General features: G+C 68.5%; 18 protein-coding genes. 15 read left to right on the forward strand and 3 right to left on the reverse strand.

Annotated features, from left to right (window positions below; translation table 11 throughout):
• Window positions 1–39 precede the first annotated feature (39 nt).
• From paaE to paaK, 7 genes are all read left to right on the forward strand, one after another.
• The gene (gene paaE / locus ACWPN8_RS31580; protein ID WP_109096393.1) at window positions 40–1,119 is read left to right on the forward strand and encodes a 1,2-phenylacetyl-CoA epoxidase subunit PaaE; all 1,080 of its coding nucleotides are present in this window, start codon (window positions 40–42) and stop codon (window positions 1,117–1,119) included.
• 40 nt (window positions 1,120–1,159) lie between these two features.
• The gene (paaN, locus tag ACWPN8_RS31585) at window positions 1,160–2,839 is read left to right on the forward strand and encodes a phenylacetic acid degradation protein PaaN (protein WP_492243674.1); all 1,680 of its coding nucleotides are present in this window, start codon (window positions 1,160–1,162) and stop codon (window positions 2,837–2,839) included.
• The gene (gene paaG / locus ACWPN8_RS31590) at window positions 2,836–3,627 is read left to right on the forward strand and encodes a 2-(1,2-epoxy-1,2-dihydrophenyl)acetyl-CoA isomerase PaaG (protein WP_492243675.1); all 792 of its coding nucleotides are present in this window, start codon (window positions 2,836–2,838) and stop codon (window positions 3,625–3,627) included. Before paaN ends, paaG begins: the two co-directional genes overlap by 4 nt.
• Window positions 3,627–5,144 carry a 3-hydroxyacyl-CoA dehydrogenase PaaH gene (gene paaH, locus ACWPN8_RS31595; protein ID WP_492243676.1) on the forward strand — a complete coding sequence of 506 codons (1,518 nt, stop codon included), beginning with the start codon at window positions 3,627–3,629 and terminating at the stop codon, window positions 5,142–5,144. Before paaG ends, paaH begins: the two co-directional genes overlap by 1 nt.
• Window positions 5,137–5,610, forward strand: coding sequence for a hydroxyphenylacetyl-CoA thioesterase PaaI (gene paaI / locus ACWPN8_RS31600; protein WP_109096389.1), 474 nt, complete (start codon window positions 5,137–5,139; stop codon window positions 5,608–5,610). The genes paaH and paaI overlap by 8 nt, the downstream gene beginning before the upstream one ends.
• Window positions 5,603–6,811, forward strand: a complete 1,209-nt coding sequence (gene pcaF / locus ACWPN8_RS31605; RefSeq protein WP_492243677.1) for a 3-oxoadipyl-CoA thiolase — start codon at window positions 5,603–5,605, stop codon at window positions 6,809–6,811. The genes paaI and pcaF overlap by 8 nt, the downstream gene beginning before the upstream one ends.
• Before the next feature lie 62 nt (window positions 6,812–6,873).
• On the forward strand, window positions 6,874–8,199 hold the full coding sequence (paaK, locus tag ACWPN8_RS31610; RefSeq protein WP_492243678.1) for a phenylacetate--CoA ligase PaaK: 1,326 nt from the start codon (window positions 6,874–6,876) through the stop codon (window positions 8,197–8,199).
• 3 nt (window positions 8,200–8,202) lie between these two features.
• Here paaK and ACWPN8_RS31615 read toward each other — a convergent pair whose 3' ends face one another.
• A complete protein-coding gene (locus ACWPN8_RS31615) occupies window positions 8,203–8,865 on the reverse strand; it encodes a MarC family protein (RefSeq protein ID WP_098735943.1) in 663 nt (220 codons plus the stop codon).
• Window positions 8,866–9,220: 355 nt separating this feature from the next.
• Here ACWPN8_RS31615 and ACWPN8_RS31620 point away from each other — a divergent pair, with 355 nt between their 5' ends.
• The 5 genes from ACWPN8_RS31620 to ACWPN8_RS31640 all read left to right on the forward strand — a co-directional run bounded on the left by ACWPN8_RS31620 (window position 9,221) and on the right by ACWPN8_RS31640 (window position 14,024).
• Window positions 9,221–10,063, forward strand: a complete 843-nt coding sequence (locus ACWPN8_RS31620) for an ATP-binding cassette domain-containing protein (protein ID WP_109096387.1) — start codon at window positions 9,221–9,223, stop codon at window positions 10,061–10,063.
• Window positions 10,053–10,925, forward strand: coding sequence for an ABC transporter permease (locus tag ACWPN8_RS31625; protein WP_492243679.1), 873 nt, complete (start codon window positions 10,053–10,055; stop codon window positions 10,923–10,925). Before ACWPN8_RS31620 ends, ACWPN8_RS31625 begins: the two co-directional genes overlap by 11 nt.
• The gene (locus ACWPN8_RS31630) at window positions 10,922–12,037 is read left to right on the forward strand and encodes an ABC transporter permease (protein WP_492243680.1); all 1,116 of its coding nucleotides are present in this window, start codon (window positions 10,922–10,924) and stop codon (window positions 12,035–12,037) included. Before ACWPN8_RS31625 ends, ACWPN8_RS31630 begins: the two co-directional genes overlap by 4 nt.
• Window positions 12,038–12,083: 46 nt before the next feature.
• Window positions 12,084–13,100: an ABC transporter substrate-binding protein gene (locus ACWPN8_RS31635; protein WP_492243681.1), complete on the forward strand. Its 1,017-nt coding sequence runs from the start codon at window positions 12,084–12,086 to the stop codon at window positions 13,098–13,100.
• A gap of 165 nt (window positions 13,101–13,265) precedes the next feature.
• Window positions 13,266–14,024, forward strand: coding sequence for a GntR family transcriptional regulator (locus tag ACWPN8_RS31640; RefSeq protein WP_492243682.1), 759 nt, complete (start codon window positions 13,266–13,268; stop codon window positions 14,022–14,024).
• A gap of 15 nt (window positions 14,025–14,039) precedes the next feature.
• On the opposite strand, the gene ACWPN8_RS31645 is transcribed toward ACWPN8_RS31640, so the two are convergent.
• Window positions 14,040–14,486: a methylglyoxal synthase gene (locus ACWPN8_RS31645; RefSeq protein WP_492243683.1), complete on the reverse strand. Its 447-nt coding sequence runs from the start codon at window positions 14,484–14,486 to the stop codon at window positions 14,040–14,042.
• A gap of 236 nt (window positions 14,487–14,722) precedes the next feature.
• Between ACWPN8_RS31645 and kduI the strand changes: the two genes are divergently transcribed.
• The 3 genes from kduI to ACWPN8_RS31660 all read left to right on the forward strand — a co-directional run bounded on the left by kduI (window position 14,723) and on the right by ACWPN8_RS31660 (window position 16,817).
• On the forward strand, window positions 14,723–15,559 hold the full coding sequence (gene kduI / locus ACWPN8_RS31650; protein ID WP_109096382.1) for a 5-dehydro-4-deoxy-D-glucuronate isomerase: 837 nt from the start codon (window positions 14,723–14,725) through the stop codon (window positions 15,557–15,559).
• 45 nt (window positions 15,560–15,604) lie between these two features.
• Window positions 15,605–16,363, forward strand: coding sequence for a 2-dehydro-3-deoxy-D-gluconate 5-dehydrogenase KduD (gene kduD, locus ACWPN8_RS31655; protein WP_109096381.1), 759 nt, complete (start codon window positions 15,605–15,607; stop codon window positions 16,361–16,363).
• Between the two features lie 70 nt (window positions 16,364–16,433).
• On the forward strand, window positions 16,434–16,817 hold the full coding sequence (locus tag ACWPN8_RS31660) for a cupin domain-containing protein (RefSeq protein ID WP_492243684.1): 384 nt from the start codon (window positions 16,434–16,436) through the stop codon (window positions 16,815–16,817).
• 83 nt (window positions 16,818–16,900) lie between these two features.
• On the opposite strand, the gene ACWPN8_RS31665 is transcribed toward ACWPN8_RS31660, so the two are convergent.
• Complete coding sequence (locus ACWPN8_RS31665) at window positions 16,901–17,683, reverse strand: GntR family transcriptional regulator (protein WP_109096379.1); 783 nt, start codon at window positions 17,681–17,683, stop codon at window positions 16,901–16,903.
• Between the last annotated feature and the right edge of the window lie 110 nt (window positions 17,684–17,793).

The following is a 17,793-nucleotide window of genomic DNA, read 5'->3' on the forward strand; positions in this document are numbered from 1 at the left end:
TTTCGGCGGAGCACCCTCCGCGCCGCAAGGACGGACCCCATGACCAGCCCCAGCTTCCACCCGCTGACCATCCGCGAGTGCCGCCGGGAGACGGCGGACACCGTGTCGATCGCCTTCGACGTGCCGGCCGATCTCGCCGACCGCTTCCGCTTCGTCCAGGGCCAGTACCTGACCCTCAAGACCCGCATCGGCGACGAGGAGGTGCGGCGCTCCTATTCCATCTGCTCCGGCGCAGGCGACGGCGAGTTGCGCGTGGCGGTGAAGAAGGTGGATGGCGGGCTGTTCTCCACCCACGCCAACCAGTCGCTGGCGCCCGGCGCGGTGCTGGAGGTGATGACGCCGATGGGGCGCTTCCACACCCCCGTCGATCCGGCAGCATCCCGCACCTATGTCGCCTTCGCCGCCGGCAGCGGCATCACCCCGGTGATGTCGATCCTGAAGACCGTGCTGGCGCAGGAGCCGAAGAGCCGCTTCGTGCTGGTCTATGGCAACCGCACCGTCTCCTCGATCATCTTCCGGGAGGAGCTGGAAGACCTGAAGAACCGCTACATCGGCCGGCTGGTCATCCACCATGTGCTGAGCCGCGAACCGGAAGAGGCCGGGCTGCTGGGTGGCCGCATCGGCGCCGGTCTGGTGCGCGAACTCTGCGCCGGCCCGCTCAAGGCTGAGGACATCGACGCCGCCTTCCTCTGCGGCCCCCAGCCGATGGTGGAGGAGGTGCGCGACACCCTTGCCGCCTGCGGCACGCCGCCTGCCAACATCCATGTCGAGCTGTTCGGCACCACGACCGCCGCGCGACCCGCGGCGAAAAAGGCGCCAACCGACAGCCCCACCGATGCCGCCACCATCGCCGTTCTTCAGGACGGCAAGCGCAAGGAATTCACCCTGCCCTATGATGGCGAGAGCATCCTGGAGGCCGCACACCGGCATGGCGCCGACCTGCCCTATTCCTGCAAGTCCGGCGTCTGCTGCACCTGCCGCGCCAAGGTCCGCGAAGGCAAGGTCGAGATGGCCGAGAACTACTCGCTGGAGCCGTGGGAGGTCGAGGCCGGCTATGTCCTGACCTGCCAGTCGCGCCCGCTGACCGAACGGGTCGTCATCGACTTCGACGCCGCCTGAGCAAAGACAGCCAACAACGAGAAAAAGGAAACGCCCCGCCATGACCACCACCCCGCAGAGCTTGTTCGAGACGCACGAGGCGACGTTGCAGAAGGCCGTCGAGGCCTGCCGCAGCCGCGCCTACTGGTCGGCCTTCCCCGAAATGCCGAGCCCGCGCGCCTATGGCGAGACGGCGGCGGCGGATGGCGAGGCGGCCTTCGCGGCCTACCGTGACAAGCCCTTCGAGCTGGATCAGCCGGGCGTGACCGCAACGGCGGGGGGCGAGCGCTCGCCCTTCGGCTTCGACCTCGGCATCAGCTATCCGGTGTCGGACGTCGAGGCGCTGGTAACGGCGGCCAAGGCGGCGATGCCGGGCTGGCGCAAGGCGGGTCCGAACGGCCGGGCCGGCGTCTGCCTGGAAATCCTGAAAAGGCTGAACGCGCGCAGCTTCGAGATCGCCAACGCGGTGATGCACACCACCGGGCAGGCCTTCATGATGGCCTTCCAGGCCGGCGCTCCCCATGCCCAGGATCGCGGGCTGGAGGCCGTCGCCTATGGCTGGAAGGCGATGAGCGACCAAGCCCCGGCGGCGCGCTGGGAGAAGCCGCAGGGCAAGAACCCGCCGCTGGTGATGGACAAGCGTTTCGAGGTGGTCGGCCGCGGCGTCGGGCTGGTCATCGGCTGCGCCACCTTCCCGACCTGGAACGGCTATCCCGGCCTGTTCGCCAGCCTCGTCACCGGCAACGCGGTGATCGTGAAGCCCGGCCCCACCGCCATCCTGCCGCTCGCCATCACCGTGCGGATCGCGCGCGAGGTGCTGGTGGAGTGCGGGCTCGACCCCAACCTCGTCACGCTCGCCATCGGCGACACAATCGCCAAGGATCTGGCGCTGCGGCCGGAGGTGGCGGTGATCGACTACACCGGCTCGACCGGTTTCGGAGACTGGCTGGAGCAGAACGCCCGCCACGCCCAGGTCTATACCGAGAAGGCCGGCGTCAACAGTGTGGTCATCGACGGCACCGACGACCCCAAGGGCATGGTGCGCAACCTCGCCTTCACGCTCAGCCTCTATTCGGGCCAGATGTGCACGACGACCCAGGTCATCTTCGTGCCCAAGGACGGCATCCAGGCCGGTGCCGACCGCATGAGCTTCGATCAGGTGGTTTCCGCGCTGGCCGGCGGCGTCGACAAGTTCCTCTCCGACCCGGAACGCGCGGTGGAGGTGCTGGGCGCCATCCAGTCCGACGCAACGCTCGCCCGCATCGACGAGGCCGCCAAGCTCGGCACCGTCGTGCTGCCGTCGCGCGCCATTTCCCATCCGAAGTTCCCGGACGCCCGCATCCGCACGCCGCTGATCCTGACCATGGATGCGGCCGACGAGGACAAGTACGGCCATGAGCTGTTCGGCCCGATCTCCATCATCGTGAAGACCGACAGCACCGCCGACAGCCTGGAGCGCGCCGCCCGCCTGACCCGGACCAAGGGGGCGCTGACCACCGGCCTCTACAGCACCGACCCGCAGCTGATCGAACAGGCGACCGACCTGTTCGTCGAGGCCGGCGTCGCCCTGTCGGTCAACCTGACCGGCGGCGTCTTCGTCAACCAGTCGGCGGCCTTCAGCGACTTCCACGGCACCGGCGCCAACCCGGCGGCCAATGCCGCGCTGTGCGACCTCGCCTTCGTCGCCAACCGCTTCCGCGTGGTGCAGAGCCGCGTCCCGGTTCTGGAGGCTGCGCAATGAGCGAGAAAACGATCCTTCTCGACATCGCCGATGGCGTCGCCACCGTCACGCTGAACCGGCCCGACCGGCTGAACAGCTTCACCGCGGCAATGCATGAGGAGCTGCGCGGCGCGCTGGCCGCCGTGCGCGAGGACAAGACCGTCCGCTGCCTGCTGCTGACCGGGGCCGGCCGCGGCTTCTGCGCCGGGCAGGATCTGTCCGACCGCGCCGTCGCTCCGGGTCAGGAGGCGCCGGACCTCGGCGCGTCCATCGAGACCAACTACAACCCGCTGGTCCGCACACTCCGCGAGCTGCCGATGCCGGTGATCTGTGCTGTCAATGGCGTCGCCGCCGGGGCCGGCGCCAACATCGCGCTCGCCTGTGACATCGTGCTGGCGGCGCGGTCGGCCAGCTTCATCCAGGCCTTCTGCAAGATCGGGCTGATCCCCGACAGCGGCGGGACCTGGACCCTGCCGCGTCTGGTCGGCCACGCCCGCGCCATGGGCCTCGCCATGCTGGGCGACAAGGTTTCGGCCGAACAGGCGGCAGCCTGGGGCATGATCTGGAAGGCGGTCGATGACGACAAACTGGCGGAGGAGGCCGGAGCGCTCGCCCGCCAGCTCGCCACCCAGCCGACACACGGCCTTACGCTGATCAAGCGGGCGCTGAACGTCTCGCTGGACAACGACCTGGACAGCCAGCTCGACCTGGAACGCGACCTCCAGCGCGAAGCCGGCCGCACCCAAGACTATCGCGAGGGCGTCGCCGCCTTCGTGGGCAAGCGCGCGCCGAAATTCGAGGGGCGGTGATGGCGGCGCTCGAACCCTCCGTCACCGTCGCGGTGGTCGGGGCCGGCGCCATGGGCCAGGGCATCGCCCAGGTCGCGGCGCAGGCCGGCCACCCGGTCCTGCTGGTCGACACCCGCCCCGGCGCCGCCCAGGCCGCCGTCGGGTCCATCGCCAAGGCGCTGACCTTGCTGGTCGAGAAGGGCAAGCGCACCGCGGCGGAACGCGACGCCACGGTCAGCCGGCTGCGTGCGGTGGACGGCCTGTCCGACCTCGCCCCCGCCGGTCTGGTGGTGGAGGCCATCGTCGAGGATCTCGACGTCAAGCGCCGCCTGTTCGCCGAGCTTGAGGGCATCGTCGGCGAAAGCGCCATCCTCGCCACCAACACCTCGTCGCTGTCGGTCACCGCCATCGGCGCCGGGGTGCAACGGCCGGAGCGGCTGGCGGGCCTGCATTTCTTCAACCCCGCCCCCTTGATGGCGCTGGTGGAGATCGTCAGCGGCCTCGCCACCGATGCGGCGGTGCTGGGCACGCTGTTCGACACGGCGAAGGCCTGGGGCAAGAGCCCGGTACGCTGCCGCTCCACCCCCGGCTTCATCGTCAACCGGGTCGCCCGCCCCTTCTACGCCGAAGGGCTGCGGCTGTTGCAGGAGCAGGCCGCCGATCCCGCCACCATCGACGCCGTGATGCGCGAGGCCGGCGGCTTCCGCATGGGGCCGTTCGAGCTGATGGACCTGATCGGCCATGACGTGAACTTCGCCGTCACCCGCTCGGTCCACGCCGCCTATTTCGGCGATCCGCGCTTCCAGCCCTCGCTGATCCAGCAGGAGCTGGTCGAGGCCGGCCGCCTCGGCCGCAAGACCGGCCGCGGCTTCTACGACCACAGCCCCGGCGCCGCCAAGCCGGTGCCGCGCAACGCCGAACCGGGCGTGAGACCTGACCGCGTGCTGGTGCAAGGCGACCTCGGCCCCGCCGCTTCGCTGGTCGGGCTTCTGCGCGAGACCGGCATCTCCGTCGAAGAGACTCCCGGCTCCGGTTTGATGCTGGTGGACGGCGTCACGCTGGCACTCACCGACGGCCGCACCGCCACCGCCCGCGCCGCCGACGACGGGCTCGCGCCCTTGGTGCTGTTCGATCTGGCGCTGGACTACGCCAAGGCCACCCGCGTGGCGCTGGCCCCCGCCGACGGCACGCCGGCGGACGCGCTCGCCGTCGCCGCCGGGCTGTTCCAGGCGCTGGGCAAGGCGGTGTCGGTGATTGACGACGCCCCTGGTCTGGTGGTGATGCGCACCGTCGCCATGCTCGCCAGCGAGGCGGCCGACGCGGCGATGCAGGGCGTCGCCAGCGCCGCCGACATCGACATCGCGATGACCAAGGGCGTGAACTACCCGCTGGGCCCGCTGGCCTGGGCCGACCGCATCGGCCTGCCCCATGTGTTGGCCGTTCTCGACGCCCTGGCCCGCACCTACGGCGAGGACCGCTACCGCGCGTCGGCGCTGTTGCGCCGCAGGATTTCCGGAGGAAACCGCTTCCATGGCTGAGTCCCACACCGACCCCCAATCCGCCGATCTTCAGAAATTGGCCGAAGCGGTCGGCCGCGGCATGTACGAGCGCGACCATTGCGCCCAGGCCCACGGCATCGAACTGCTGGAGATCGCCCCCGGCTATGCCCGCATGAGCATGACCGTGCGCAAGGACATGGTAAACGGCCACGACATCGGCCATGGCGGCATGACCTTCACGCTGGCCGACACCGCCTTCGCCTATGCCTGCAACGCGGCGAACGAGGTGACGGTGGCGGCGGGCTGCTCCATCACCTTCCCCGCCCCGGCCAAGCTGGGCGACCTGCTGACCGCTGAATGCCGCGAAGTGCACAAGCGCGGCCGTTCCGGCGTCTACGACGTCACCGTCACCAGCCAGGACGGCACAATCGTCGGCCTGTTCCGCGGCCAGTCGGCGCGCCTCGCCGGCAGCGTGATCCCCGTTCCCGGAGCCTCCCATGCGTGAAGCCTTCCTCTGCGACGCCGTCCGCACCCCCTTCGGCCGCTACGGCGGCGGGCTGGCCCCGGTGCGCCCGGACGACCTCGCCGCGGTGCCGCTGAAGGCGCTGATGGAGCGCAACCCCGGCGTCGAATGGTCCGCCGTCGACGACGTGATCCTCGGCTGCGCCAACCAGGCCGGCGAGGACAACCGCAACGTCGCCCGCATGGCGGCGCTGCTGGCGGGATTGCCCGAGACGGTGCCCGGGACCACGGTCAACCGCCTCTGCGGCTCCGGGATGGACAGCATCGGCATGGCCGCCCGCGCCATCAAGGCGGGCGAGGCGGACCTGATCGTCGCCGGTGGCGTCGAGAGCATGACCCGCGCTCCCTTCGTCATGGGCAAGTCCGACAGCGCCTTCTCCCGTCAGGCCGAGATCTTCGACACCACCATCGGCTGGCGTTTCGTCAATCCGTTGATGAAGGCAAGGTTCGGCATCGACAGCATGCCGGAGACGGCGGAGAACGTCGCCGCCGACTACGCCATCTCCCGCGCCGACCAGGACGCCTTCGCCGTCCGCAGCCAGCAGCGCGCCGGCCGTGCCCAGGAATCCGGCCGCCTCGCCCGCGAGATCGTCCCGGTCGCCATCCCCCGCCGCAAGGGCGAGCCGACGATAATCTCCGCCGACGAGCATCTGCGCCCCGACACCACGCTGGAAGCGCTGGCCAAGCTCTCAACCCCCTTCCGCAAGGAGGGCGGCAGCGTCACCGCCGGCAATGCGTCCGGCGTCAATGACGGCGCCGCCGCGGTGATCGTCGCCTCGGCCGACGCCGTGAAGCGCTATGGCCTGACCCCGCGCGCCCGCGTCGTCGGCACCGCGGTGGCCGGCGTGGCGCCGCGCGTGATGGGCATCGGCCCGGCCCCGGCGACGCAGAAGCTGCTGGCCCGCCTCGGCCTCTCCATCGGCGACATCGACGTGATCGAACTGAACGAGGCCTTCGCCGCGCAGGGTCTCGCCGTGCTGCGCCTGCTGGGCCTGCCCGACGATGCCGAGCATGTGAACCCCAATGGCGGCGCCATCGCGCTCGGCCATCCGCTCGGCGCCAGCGGCACCCGGCTGGTCGCCAGCGCGGTGATGGAGCTGGAGGACCGCAAGGCGACCCGCGCGCTCTGCACCATGTGCATCGGCGTCGGCCAGGGCATCGCCATGATGGTGGAGCGGGTCTGAAGGGAATTGGGCTTCACCGGCCGCCAAGCGCCGGGAACCGGAACGAAGGGGAGAAACGCACCATGTCCATCATGACCGATACCGCCGCGGGCCAGGGCAGCAGGGCCGGCATGGACCGCTACGAGTTCGCCAGCCGCGACGAGATCGTGGCGATGCAGACGGAGCGGCTGGCATGGTCGCTCCGCCATTCCTACGCGAACGTCGAATCCTTCCGCGCCAAATGCGAGGCGAAGGGCGTCCATCCCGACGACTTCAAGGAGTTGAAGGATCTGGCGCTGTTCCCCTTCACCGTGAAGGACGACCTGCGCCGCGCCTACCCCTACGGCATGTTCGCCGTGCCGATGGAGGACATCGTCCGCGTCCATGCCTCCAGCGGCACCACTGGACGGCCGACGGTGGTCGGCTACACCAAGGGCGACATCGACGTCTGGTCGGAGGTCGTCGCCCGTTCCATCCGCGCGGCCGGCGGCACGCGCAACGACATCGTGCACATCGCCTACGGCTACGGCCTGTTCACCGGCGGCCTCGGCGCCCATTACGGGGCGGAGCGGCTGGGCTGCGCCGTGGTGCCGATGTCGGGCGGCCAGACCGAGAAGCAGGTCCAGCTGATCCAGGACTTCAAGCCGACCATCATCATGGTCACGCCGTCCTACATGCTGAACATCGCCGACGAGATGCGCCGCCAGGGCATCGACCCGCGCGGCACCAGCCTGCGCGTCGGCATCTTCGGCGCCGAGCCCTGGACCGGTGCCTTGCGCGAGGAGATCGAGCGCACCTTCAACATCCATGCGGTGGACATCTACGGCCTGTCCGAGGTGATGGGGCCGGGCGTGGCGTCCGAATGCGTCGAGACCAAGGACGGCCCGGTGATCTGGGAAGATCATTTCTATCCCGAGATCATCGATCCCAACTCAGGCGAGGTTCTGCCGGACGGCTCCTACGGCGAGCTGGTCTTCACCACGCTCACCAAGCAGGGCATGCCGGTCATCCGCTACCGCACCCGCGACCTGACCCGGCTGCTGCCGCCGACTTCGCGCGGCATGCGGCGGATGGACAAGATCACCGGCCGGTCCGACGACATGCTCATCATCCGCGGCGTGAACGTCTTCCCGACCCAGGTCGAGGAGCTGATCTGCAAGATCCCGGCGCTGGCCCCGCATTATGAGCTGGTGGTCAGCCGCGACGGCCATATGGACAACCTCGCCGTCCGTGTGGAGATGCATGACGACATCCACCCGTCGGAATGGGACGGCCATGCCAGGCATCTCCAGCACTCGATCAAGTCGCTGATCGGCATCAGCACCCGCGTCGAGGTGGTCGAGCCCGGCGGCATCGCCCGATCCATCGGCAAGGCCAAGCGGGTGCAGGATCTGCGGCCCAAAAGCTGAGGCTCAGCCCTTCTGCGACAGCAGCGGGAAGGCGTCCAGAACGCCGGTCAGCAGGATCTGGACGCCGACGCAGAACAGCAGGAAGGCGAACAGCCGCGTCAGCACCCGCACCCGCGTCGGACCCAGGAAGGCGACGATGCGGTCGGCGGAGCGGTAGGACAGCCAGATCAGCGCGGCAATCGCCAGCGCCGCCCCCGACATGCCCAGGAAGAACTCCATCAGCCCGCCGGCCCCGCGCGTCGGGCGGGTGGAGCCCAGCGCGATGGCCACCGAGATGGTGCCCGGCCCGGTGGTGAAGGGGATCGTCATCGGGAAGAAGGCCGACTCCGCCAGCCGGTCGTTGTCGCCGGTGGGTGCGGCCTGTTCCTGCTTGCGCGCCTCGTGGCGTTCCGGTGCGGTCAGCAGCGCCCAGGCCCGTTCCGCGACCACGAAGCCGCCGGCAATCCGCAGCGCCGCCATCGACACGCCGAAGAAGTTCAGCACATAGGCACCTGCCCACAGCGCGGTCAGCATGACGATGGCCGAATAGAGGCTGACCAGCCCGGCCAGCTTCGCCCGGTCGCGCGGACTGCTGTCCGCCGTCACCTGGCTGAAGATCAGCGCCATCGCCAGCGGATTGACGATGGAGAACAAGGCGGTGAAGGCGAGCAGGAAACTGTCGAGCATGGGACCCGTGCGTTTGTCGGCCGTTTGAACAGTTAGCGGGGACGGGGCAGGACTGGCAAGGGTGGCGTTGTTTCCCTGTCCCGCCCCTTAATCCCCTCTCCCCGGGGGGAGACGGGGACATCCTCATCCCTGCCCGAAAATTCACCACCCACACAGCCTCAGCCCGAAAATTGTGCGCCTTGCGAAAAGCACACCTGCCCGAACACTGTCCACACCGTCAGTTCCTGTCTCGATAGACAAGTTTTCTCTTTGTGAAAACAAAGCCCTACCCACTGAATACTCAACTCCGTCTCCCTCTGGCTCGCTTCTTGCTCTCGTTCCCGCCGAAAGTCGACAACGCGAAGGGACGACCGCCGTGCCAGCCGCCCAGCCCGCACCGCTCACTCTGGTTCCGCCGGCCGCAGACGCGGCGCCGCGCACCATCGTCGATGTCCGCAACCTGACCCTGACCTATCAGGCTGCCGACCATCCGGTCTACGCGCTGAGCGACGTCAGCCTGTCGATATCCAAGGGCGATTTCATCTCGCTGATCGGCCCCAGCGGCTGCGGCAAGACCACGCTGATGCGGGTGGTCGCCGACCTCGAACAGCCGACCTCCGGCGAGGTGACGGTCAATGGCATGACGCCGGAACAGGCACGGCTGAAGCGCGCCTACGGTTACGTCTTCCAGGCCCCGGCGCTCTACCCGTGGCGGACGGTGGAACGCAACGTCATGCTGCCGCTGGAGATCATGGGGCTGCCCAGGGCAGACCGGCAGCAGCGCGCCCGCGAGCAGCTCGACCTCGTCGGCCTGTCCGGCTTCGAGCGCAAATTCCCCTGGCAGCTGTCCGGTGGCATGCAGCAGCGGGTGTCCATCGCCCGCGCGCTCGCCTTCAACCCTGACCTGCTTTTGATGGACGAGCCGTTCGGCGCGCTCGACGAGATCACCCGCGACCATCTGAATTTGCAGCTAACCCGCCTGTGGCTCGGCACCCGCAAGACCTGCATCTTCGTCACCCACTCCATCGCCGAGGCGGTGTTCCTCTCCACCCGCATCGTGGTGATGAGCCCGCGCCCCGGCCGCATCCTCGATGTCATCGACTGCGACCGCGACCTGCCGCGCGAGCGCACGCTCGACATCCGCGAAAGCCCGGAGTTCCAGCGCATCGCCCACCGCGTCCGCGAAGGGCTGATGGAGGGCCACAGCTATGACGACTAAAAGCACTTTGCCCGTAGTCGTGATGGCACTGGCCGTGCTGGTGCTGTGGTACGCAGGTGCCGTCTGGCTGAACGCGCCGATGGCGACCGATGCGTTGAACCGCGCCGGCCACGACTGGACCACCGCCGACCTGATCCGCGCCACGCTGGCGATGAAGCGCCCGATCCTGCCGACGCCGGATCAGGTGGCGCTCGACCTCTACACGTCCCTGACCGGCTATCCGGTGACCAGCATCCGCAACCTGCTCTACCACACCGGCGTCACCGCCGGGGCCGCCCTGGCCGGCTTCGGCATGGGGGTGGTTCTGGGGGTGGCGCTGGCGGCCGGCATCGTCCAGGCACGCACGCTGGAATCGAGCCTGCTGCCCTGGGTCATCGCCTCGCAGACCGTGCCGATCCTGGCGATTGCGCCGATGATCGTGGTGATCCTCGGCAATCTGGGCTTCACCGGCCTGCTGCCCAAGGCGATCATCGCCATGTATCTGTGCTTCTTCCCGATCACCATCGGCATGGTGAAGGGGCTGCGCTCCGCCGATCCGCTGACGCTGGACCTGATGCGGACCTACTGCGCCGGCACCGCCCAGACCTTCCGCCTGCTGCGCCTGCCGGCCTCCCTGCCCTACCTGTTCACCAGCCTGAAGATCGCGGTGGCCGCCAGCGTCGTCGGCGCCATCGTCGCCGAGCTGCCGACCGGCGGGCAGGCGGGGTTGGGCGCGCGGCTGCTGTCCGGCTCCTACTACGGCCAGACCGTGCAGATCTGGAGCGCGCTGGTGATGGCGGCAGTGCTGAGTGTCACGCTGGTCGCCGTCGTCGGCCTCGCCGAACGGGCGCTGGTGCCGGGCGGCCGGGGAGGTGCACGATGAGCCGCTCCACCATGCCCCGCCCCATCATGGCACCGTGGCCGCTGGTGATGCTGGCCGCCCCGCTGCTGCCCTTCGCCGCACAGGACGGTGCCGCCCTTTATCTGCCGCAGCTTCCCGTGGCCCTGGCCCTCTTCGCCCTGACCGTCGCGACGATCCTCGCCCGCCGCCTGCCCGGCTCGGCACTGGGCGAGGCCCTGCTCCTGCTGGCCGGAGTCGCCGCCGCCTATGCCGCCCCGCTGCTCCTGCTGAACCAGGGCAACGCCCTCGCCCAGGCCGGTGGGCTGTGGATCTATGTGGCCGGCGCCACACTGCTGCTCTGGCGGGTGCTGGCTCTGCTGGCGGGCATCGCCGGGCCGGTGCGGCTGGCCGGCCCCGCCTTGTTCGGGCTGGCGCTGGTCATGCTGTGGGAGATCCTGACCCGCGGCTTCCAGGTGCCGACCATCCTGTTGCCGCCGCCGAGCCTCGTGGCAACCGCCTTCGCCGCCAACGCCGCCGATTTGTGGGACGATTTCCGCCAGACGGTGCTGATTTCGGTCCTGCGCGGCTATCTGATCGGCTGCGGCGCCGGATTCCTCGTGGCGATCCTGGCCGACCGGGTGCCCTTCCTGGCGCGCGGGCTGCTGCCGCTCGGCAATCTGGCCAGCGCCGTGCCGGTGGTGGGCATCGCGCCCATCATGGTGATGTGGTTCGGTTTCGACTGGCAGTCCAAGGCCGCCGTCATCGTGGTGATGACCGTCTTCCCCATGCTGATCAACACTTTGGCCGGCTTGCAGAGCGCGGAACGCATCCAGCTCGACCTGATGCGCTCCTATGGTGCCGGCTACTGGCGCACGCTGGCGATGCTGCGGCTTCCCTGTGCCTTGCCCTTTTTGTTCAACGGACTGAAGATCAACTCAACCCTGGCTCTGATCGGGGCCATCGTCGCCGAGTTCTTCGGGACGCCGGTGGTGGGGATGGGCTTCCGCATCTCCACCCAGGTCGCCCGGATGAACTTGGACGTGGTCTGGGCGACGATCGCCGTCGCCGCCCTGACCGGATCTCTGCTCTACGGTGCGCTGGCACTGGCGGAGCGGCATGTCACCGCCTGGCACCCGTCCTTCCGCAAACGCTGACCGCCTCAAGCCAAAACAAAACCCAGCCAGAAGAGGATCGAACGCGATGAAGACCCTTGCCTCCGCCGTCCTGCTCGCCGCAACCGCGCTCACCGGCCTCGCCGGTTGGGGGGCGCCGGCCGCCGCCGCCGATGCGCTGACGCTCCAGCTGAAATGGGTCACCCAGGCCCAGTTCGCCGGCTATTACGTCGCCGCGGCCAAGGGCTTCTACAAGGACGCCGGGCTGGACGTCACCATCAAGGCCGGCGGCCCCGACATCAACCCGACCCAGATCATCGCCGCCGGCGGCGCCGACGTGATCGTCGACTGGATGCCGTCGGCGCTGGCCAGCCGCGAGAAGGGCGTGCCGCTGGTCAACATCGCCCAGATGTTCCAGAAGTCCGGCATGATGCTGACCTGCCGCAAGGACGCCAACATCAAGGATCCGAAGGACTTCAAGGGCAACACGCTGGGCGTCTGGTTCTCCGGCAACGAATATCCGTTCCTGGCCTGGATGAGCAAGCTGGGCTACTCCACCTCCGGCTCCAGCCCGGACGTGAAGGTGCTGAAGCAGGGCTTCAACGTCGATCCGCTGCTGCAGAAGCAGGCGGCCTGCATCTCCACCATGACCTACAACGAATATTGGCAGCTGATCGAGGCCGGCATGAAGGCCGACGAGCTGACCGTCTTCAAGTACCAGGAGCAGGGCGTCGCGACGCTGGAGGACGGCCTCTACGCCACCGAGAAGTCGCTGTCCGACCCGAAGATCGTCGAGAAGCTGGCGAAGTTCGTCAAGGCCTCGGGCAAGGGCTGGGAGTACGCCGCCAAGAACCAGGCCGAGGCGGTGAAGATCGTGCTGGAGAACGACACCACCGGCGCCCAGACCGAGGAACACCAGACCACCATGATGCAGGAGATCGCCAAGCTGATCGAGGGCGGCGCCAAGGGCACCGGCTATCTCGACCCGGCCGATTTCGACCGCACCGTCGGCATCCTGATGTCGGGCGCGTCGGCCCCGGTGATCTCGAAGAAGCCGGAAGGCGCCTACAGCCATGCGGTGTTCGACGCGGCGGCGAAGCTGTAAGAGCACCGATCGCGGGGGAGTGGGTGCCGCCTGCGCCGCCACTCCCCCCACCCCGTTACCATCCCCGAATTTCCGCGGCAAAAAGCTTCCCGCCCGCGGAAACGCAGCGATATATTAGTGGCTGCGGTCGAAGGCATGACCGCCGACGACATGAATGGGACGATTATGGATTCCAACGCGGGCGATACGAACATGGTGGCCGTGGCCGCACCGGTGCGCCGCCGCCGCCGCCGGCCCGCCAGTGCCACCGCAAGGCCTGCCCACCGCGGCGCCACGGTCTCGGGCACCATCTACCGCGACCTGCGCGACGACATCGTCTCGCTGCGGCGCAAGCCGGGCGAGCCGGTGATCGAGAAGGAGGTGGCGGAAACCTATGGCGTCAGCCGCACGCCGGTGCGCGAGGCGATGCTGAAGCTGGCCGACGAAGGGCTGGTGGAGGTGTTCCCGCAGTCCGGCACCTTCGTCGCCCGCATTCCCATCAGCGGCCTGCCGGAGGCCATCGCCATCCGCCGCGCGCTGGAGGAGGCCACCGTGCGCTACGCCGCCGAACAGGCGAGCGGCAGCCAGGTGGCGCGGCTGCGCGCCAATCTGGAACTCCAGCGCGAGATGAAGGAGTCCGGCAATTTCGACGGCTTCCACGAGGCCGACGAGGCATTCCACGCCCTGCTGGCGGAGATCTCCGGCTATCCCGGCTTCTGGGCGGTGACCCAGCAGGTGAAGCGGCAGGTCGACCGCTACCGCCATTTGACCCTGCCGGCGGCCGGCCGGATGGACAAGGCGCTGGCCGAACACGGCGCCATCGTCGAGGCCGTCGCCGCCCGCGACCCCGACCGCGCGGTGGGCGAGCTGCGCCACCATCTGACCGACCTGCAGCTGGGCATCGCCGAGGTCCGGCGGAACTATCCGCAATATTTCACGGAATGAGCGGGCGGGACGCGCTCACAGCTTGCGCGTCTCATAGGCCGTGAAGCTGGCGGCGCGCGGGGCATAGCCGCTGGCGAAATGGGCGGAGGAGACGATCATGTCGGCGGTGGCCTCGTTGCAGGCCATCGGGATGTTGTAGAGCGTCGCCAGCCGGGTCAGCGCCTTCACGTCGACATCGTGCGGCTGGGCGGTCATCGGATCGACGAAGAAGACCAGCAGGTCGATCCGCCCCTCCGCGATCATCGCGCCGATCTGCTGGTCGCCGCCCAGCGGGCCGCTCTTCAGCGGGGTGATGTCCAGGCCGGGATGGGCGGCGCGCACCTTCTGCCCGGTGGTGCCGGTCGCCCAGAAGGCGTGGCCGTCCAATGCTTCGATGTTGGCGCCGATCCAGGCGATGAGGTTCGCCTTGCGGGCGTCATGGGCGACGAGGGCGATGCGCTTGCGGGGCTGCTGACTGGACATGACTGGACACTCCGGGCGAAGACCGTTCACTAATATATTACCTTTGAGGCCGACGCAACGCGGCCCCTCCGACCCTACCGCACTCCCCCTTCGGACCAGCGACTTTGTCGCACCCTCCGCCGCCTGAAATGTCCGGCACTCCATCATTAGAGCTTGCCCGGCTTACTAGTATATTAGTATGATGGCGCCAGACCCGCCGGGACGCCGGCTGCACAGATTTTAAAAGGACCTTTCCCATGAAAATCTCCGTCCGGCACGCCTCCCATCCCGACGCGGTCCGCGGCTTCGACACCGAGACGCTGCGCGACCATTTCCTGGTCCCGACCCTGTTCGAGGCGGACGAGACCGTCTTCACCTACAGCCACATCGACCGTTTCGTCGTCGGCGGCGCCATGCCGGTCGCCGGCCCGCTGAAGCTGGACTCCTCCAAGGAGATCGGCTCGCCCAACTTCCTTGACCGGCGCGAGCTGGGCGTGGTCAATGTCGGCGGCGCCGGCCGCGTCACCGTCGACGGCGCCGTCTATGAGCTGGCGCCGCGCGACGCGCTCTATGTCGCGATGGGCAGCAAGGACGTCGTCTTTGAAAGCCTGGACCGCCGCGAGCCGGCCAAGTTCTACCTGAACAGCACGCCCGCCCATGCCCGGTTCGAGACGATGAAGATCTCGATCGGCCAGGCCAAGGCCGTGCATCTCGGCGACCCGGCCCAGTCGAACGAGCGCACCATCTACCAGATGATCCACCCGGACGTGGTCCGCACCGCGCAGCTGGTGCTGGGCATGACGGTGCTGAAGCCGAACAACATGTGGAACACGATGCCGTGTCACACCCATGACCGGCGCTGCGAGGTCTATTTCTACTTCGACCTGCCGGAAGAGGCGCGCGTCGTCCACCTGATGGGCGAGCCGGAGCAGACCCGCCACATCGTAGTCGCCAACGAGCAGGCGGTGATCTCGCCGCCCTGGTCGATCCATTCCGGCGTCGGCACCCGCAACTACACCTTCATCTGGGCGATGGGCGGCGACAACCAGGACTTCACGGACATGGACTTCGTCGCCATGGACCGCCTGCGCTGACGCGCCCGCCGATTTGAAACCAACTCATAAGAACGGGAACCGACCATGAGCATTTCGTTCGACCTGACCGGCAAAGTGGCGCTGGTCACCGGCGCCAACACCGGCATCGGCCAGGGCATCGCCGTGGCGATGGCCGAGGCCGGCGCCGACATCGCCGCCGTCGACGTGGTGTCGCTGGACGAGACCAAGGGTCTGGTCGAGGCGACCGGCCGCAAGTTCCTCGGCATCCACGCCGACCTGACCTCCATCGCCCCGGTGCAGGGGCTGGTGGAGCAGACGGTCGCCACGCTCGGCGGGCTGGACATCCTCGTCAACAACGCCGGCATGATCCGCCGCGCCGACGCCGTCGACTTCAGCGAGGCCGACTGGGACGCCGTGATGAACCTCAACATCAAGACGGTGTTCTTCCTCTGCCAGGCCTTCGGCCGCTATGCCATCGGTGCCGGCCGCAAGGGCAAGATCATCAACATCGCCTCGATGCTGTCCTTCCAGGGCGGCATCCGCGTGCCGTCCTACACCGCCTCCAAGAGCGGCGTCGCCGGCATCACCAAGCTTCTCGCCTGCGAATGGGCCGGCAAGGGCATCAACGTGAATGCCATTGCGCCGGGCTATGTCGCCACCAACAACACCGCGGCTCTGCGCGCCGACGAGAACCGCAGCGCCGAGATCCTCGGCCGCATCCCGGCCGGCCGCTGGAGCGTGCCGTCCGACATCGGCGGCCCGGCGGTGTTCCTGGCCTCGGATGCCGCCGACTACATCCACGGCACCATCCTGCCGGTCGACGGCGGCTGGCTGGCGCGCTGACCGCAAAAGCAGCCCTCCCCGCCCCTCACGGGCGGAGGAGGGCTTTTCCATTGGGGGAGGAAACCGGACGATGACCACCGCAACGGCGACCGATGTGTTCCTGACCGCGGGCGACATCCCGTGGCAGGATCTGGGCGACGGCGTACGCCGCAAGATCCTCGGCTACAACGACACGATGATGATGGTGCGGGTGGAGTTCGAGGCCGGCGCCATCGGCGCGCAGCATCGCCATCCCCATGTCCAGTGCGCCGTGGTGGAGAAGGGATCCTTCGACGTCACCATCGACGGCCGCACCAAGCGGCTGAACACCGGCGACGGCTACATGGTGCCGTCCAACGTCCTGCATGGCGTGGTGGCGCTGGAGCCGGGCGTGCTGCTCGACATCTTCACCCCGATCCGCGAGGATTTCCTGGGCGAGCCGATGGCCTACGCTGCCGAAACCGACGCAAAGTAACTCCCCCGATCAGGGCGCAGGCCGGTTTTCAGACCGGCCCGGCGCCCCGGCCCTTTCAAATCGGCCCCCTCAGATCGGCCTTTTCAAATTGGGTCGCCCGGCGCCGTGAAATAGCGCGGGTAGTCGCGGCGGATGTCGGCGACCGAGATCTGCAGATCGTCCAGATGGTCGTCCAGCGCCTTGATGGCGGCAGCGGGGTCGTTCGCCGCCATCGCGTCGAGGATGGCCGTGTGCTCGGCGATCACCTCGGCGATGCGGCCGCGCACCGGCAGGGTCAGCAGGCGGTAGCGGTCGATCTGCACCTTGGTCTGCTGGATCAGCGTCCAGAAGCCGGGATAGCCGGCGATCTCCGCGATCAGCGCATGGAACGCCTCGTCGGCCTGATGGAAGCCTTCGTAATTGGCGGTTTCCTGCATCTCGCGCTGCAATTCCAGATTGGCGCGCAATGCCGCGATCTGGCTGCGGCTGGCGCGTGCCGCCGCATAGCGCACCGTCGCCTCCTCCAGCGCCTTGCGGATGGCGAAGGCTTCCGGCAGGGCGTCCAGCGGGATGCGCGACACGAAGGTGCCGGACTGCGGGAAAATCTCGATCAGCCCCTCGTCGGCCAGCTTCAGCACCGCCTCGCGCACCGGCGTGCGGCTGACGCCATAGGACTCGGCGATCTGCTTCTCGGCGATGGCGTCGCCGGGCTTGCGCTTCAGCGAGACGATCTCGCCGCGCAGGTCGCGGTAGATGCGCGATGCGACGGTGGCGGCGCGGCGCGGCGGGCGCACCGCCGGGGCCGGGGCCGCGCTGCGGCGCACGGCTGCGGAGGTCAGGCCGCCTTCATCTTCTGTCGTCGCGACCTTCTTCACCGATGGCTCCATTCCGGCAAACATACAGATGTCGTGGGGCGACGGTCCGCCACCCGCGAGATGTTCCTCATCCCCAGCAATCTACCTGCCCCTCTTCGTCAACGTCAAACCCATCGCCGGTT

Source organism: Azospirillum sp. UENF 112521, assembly GCF_058780665.1.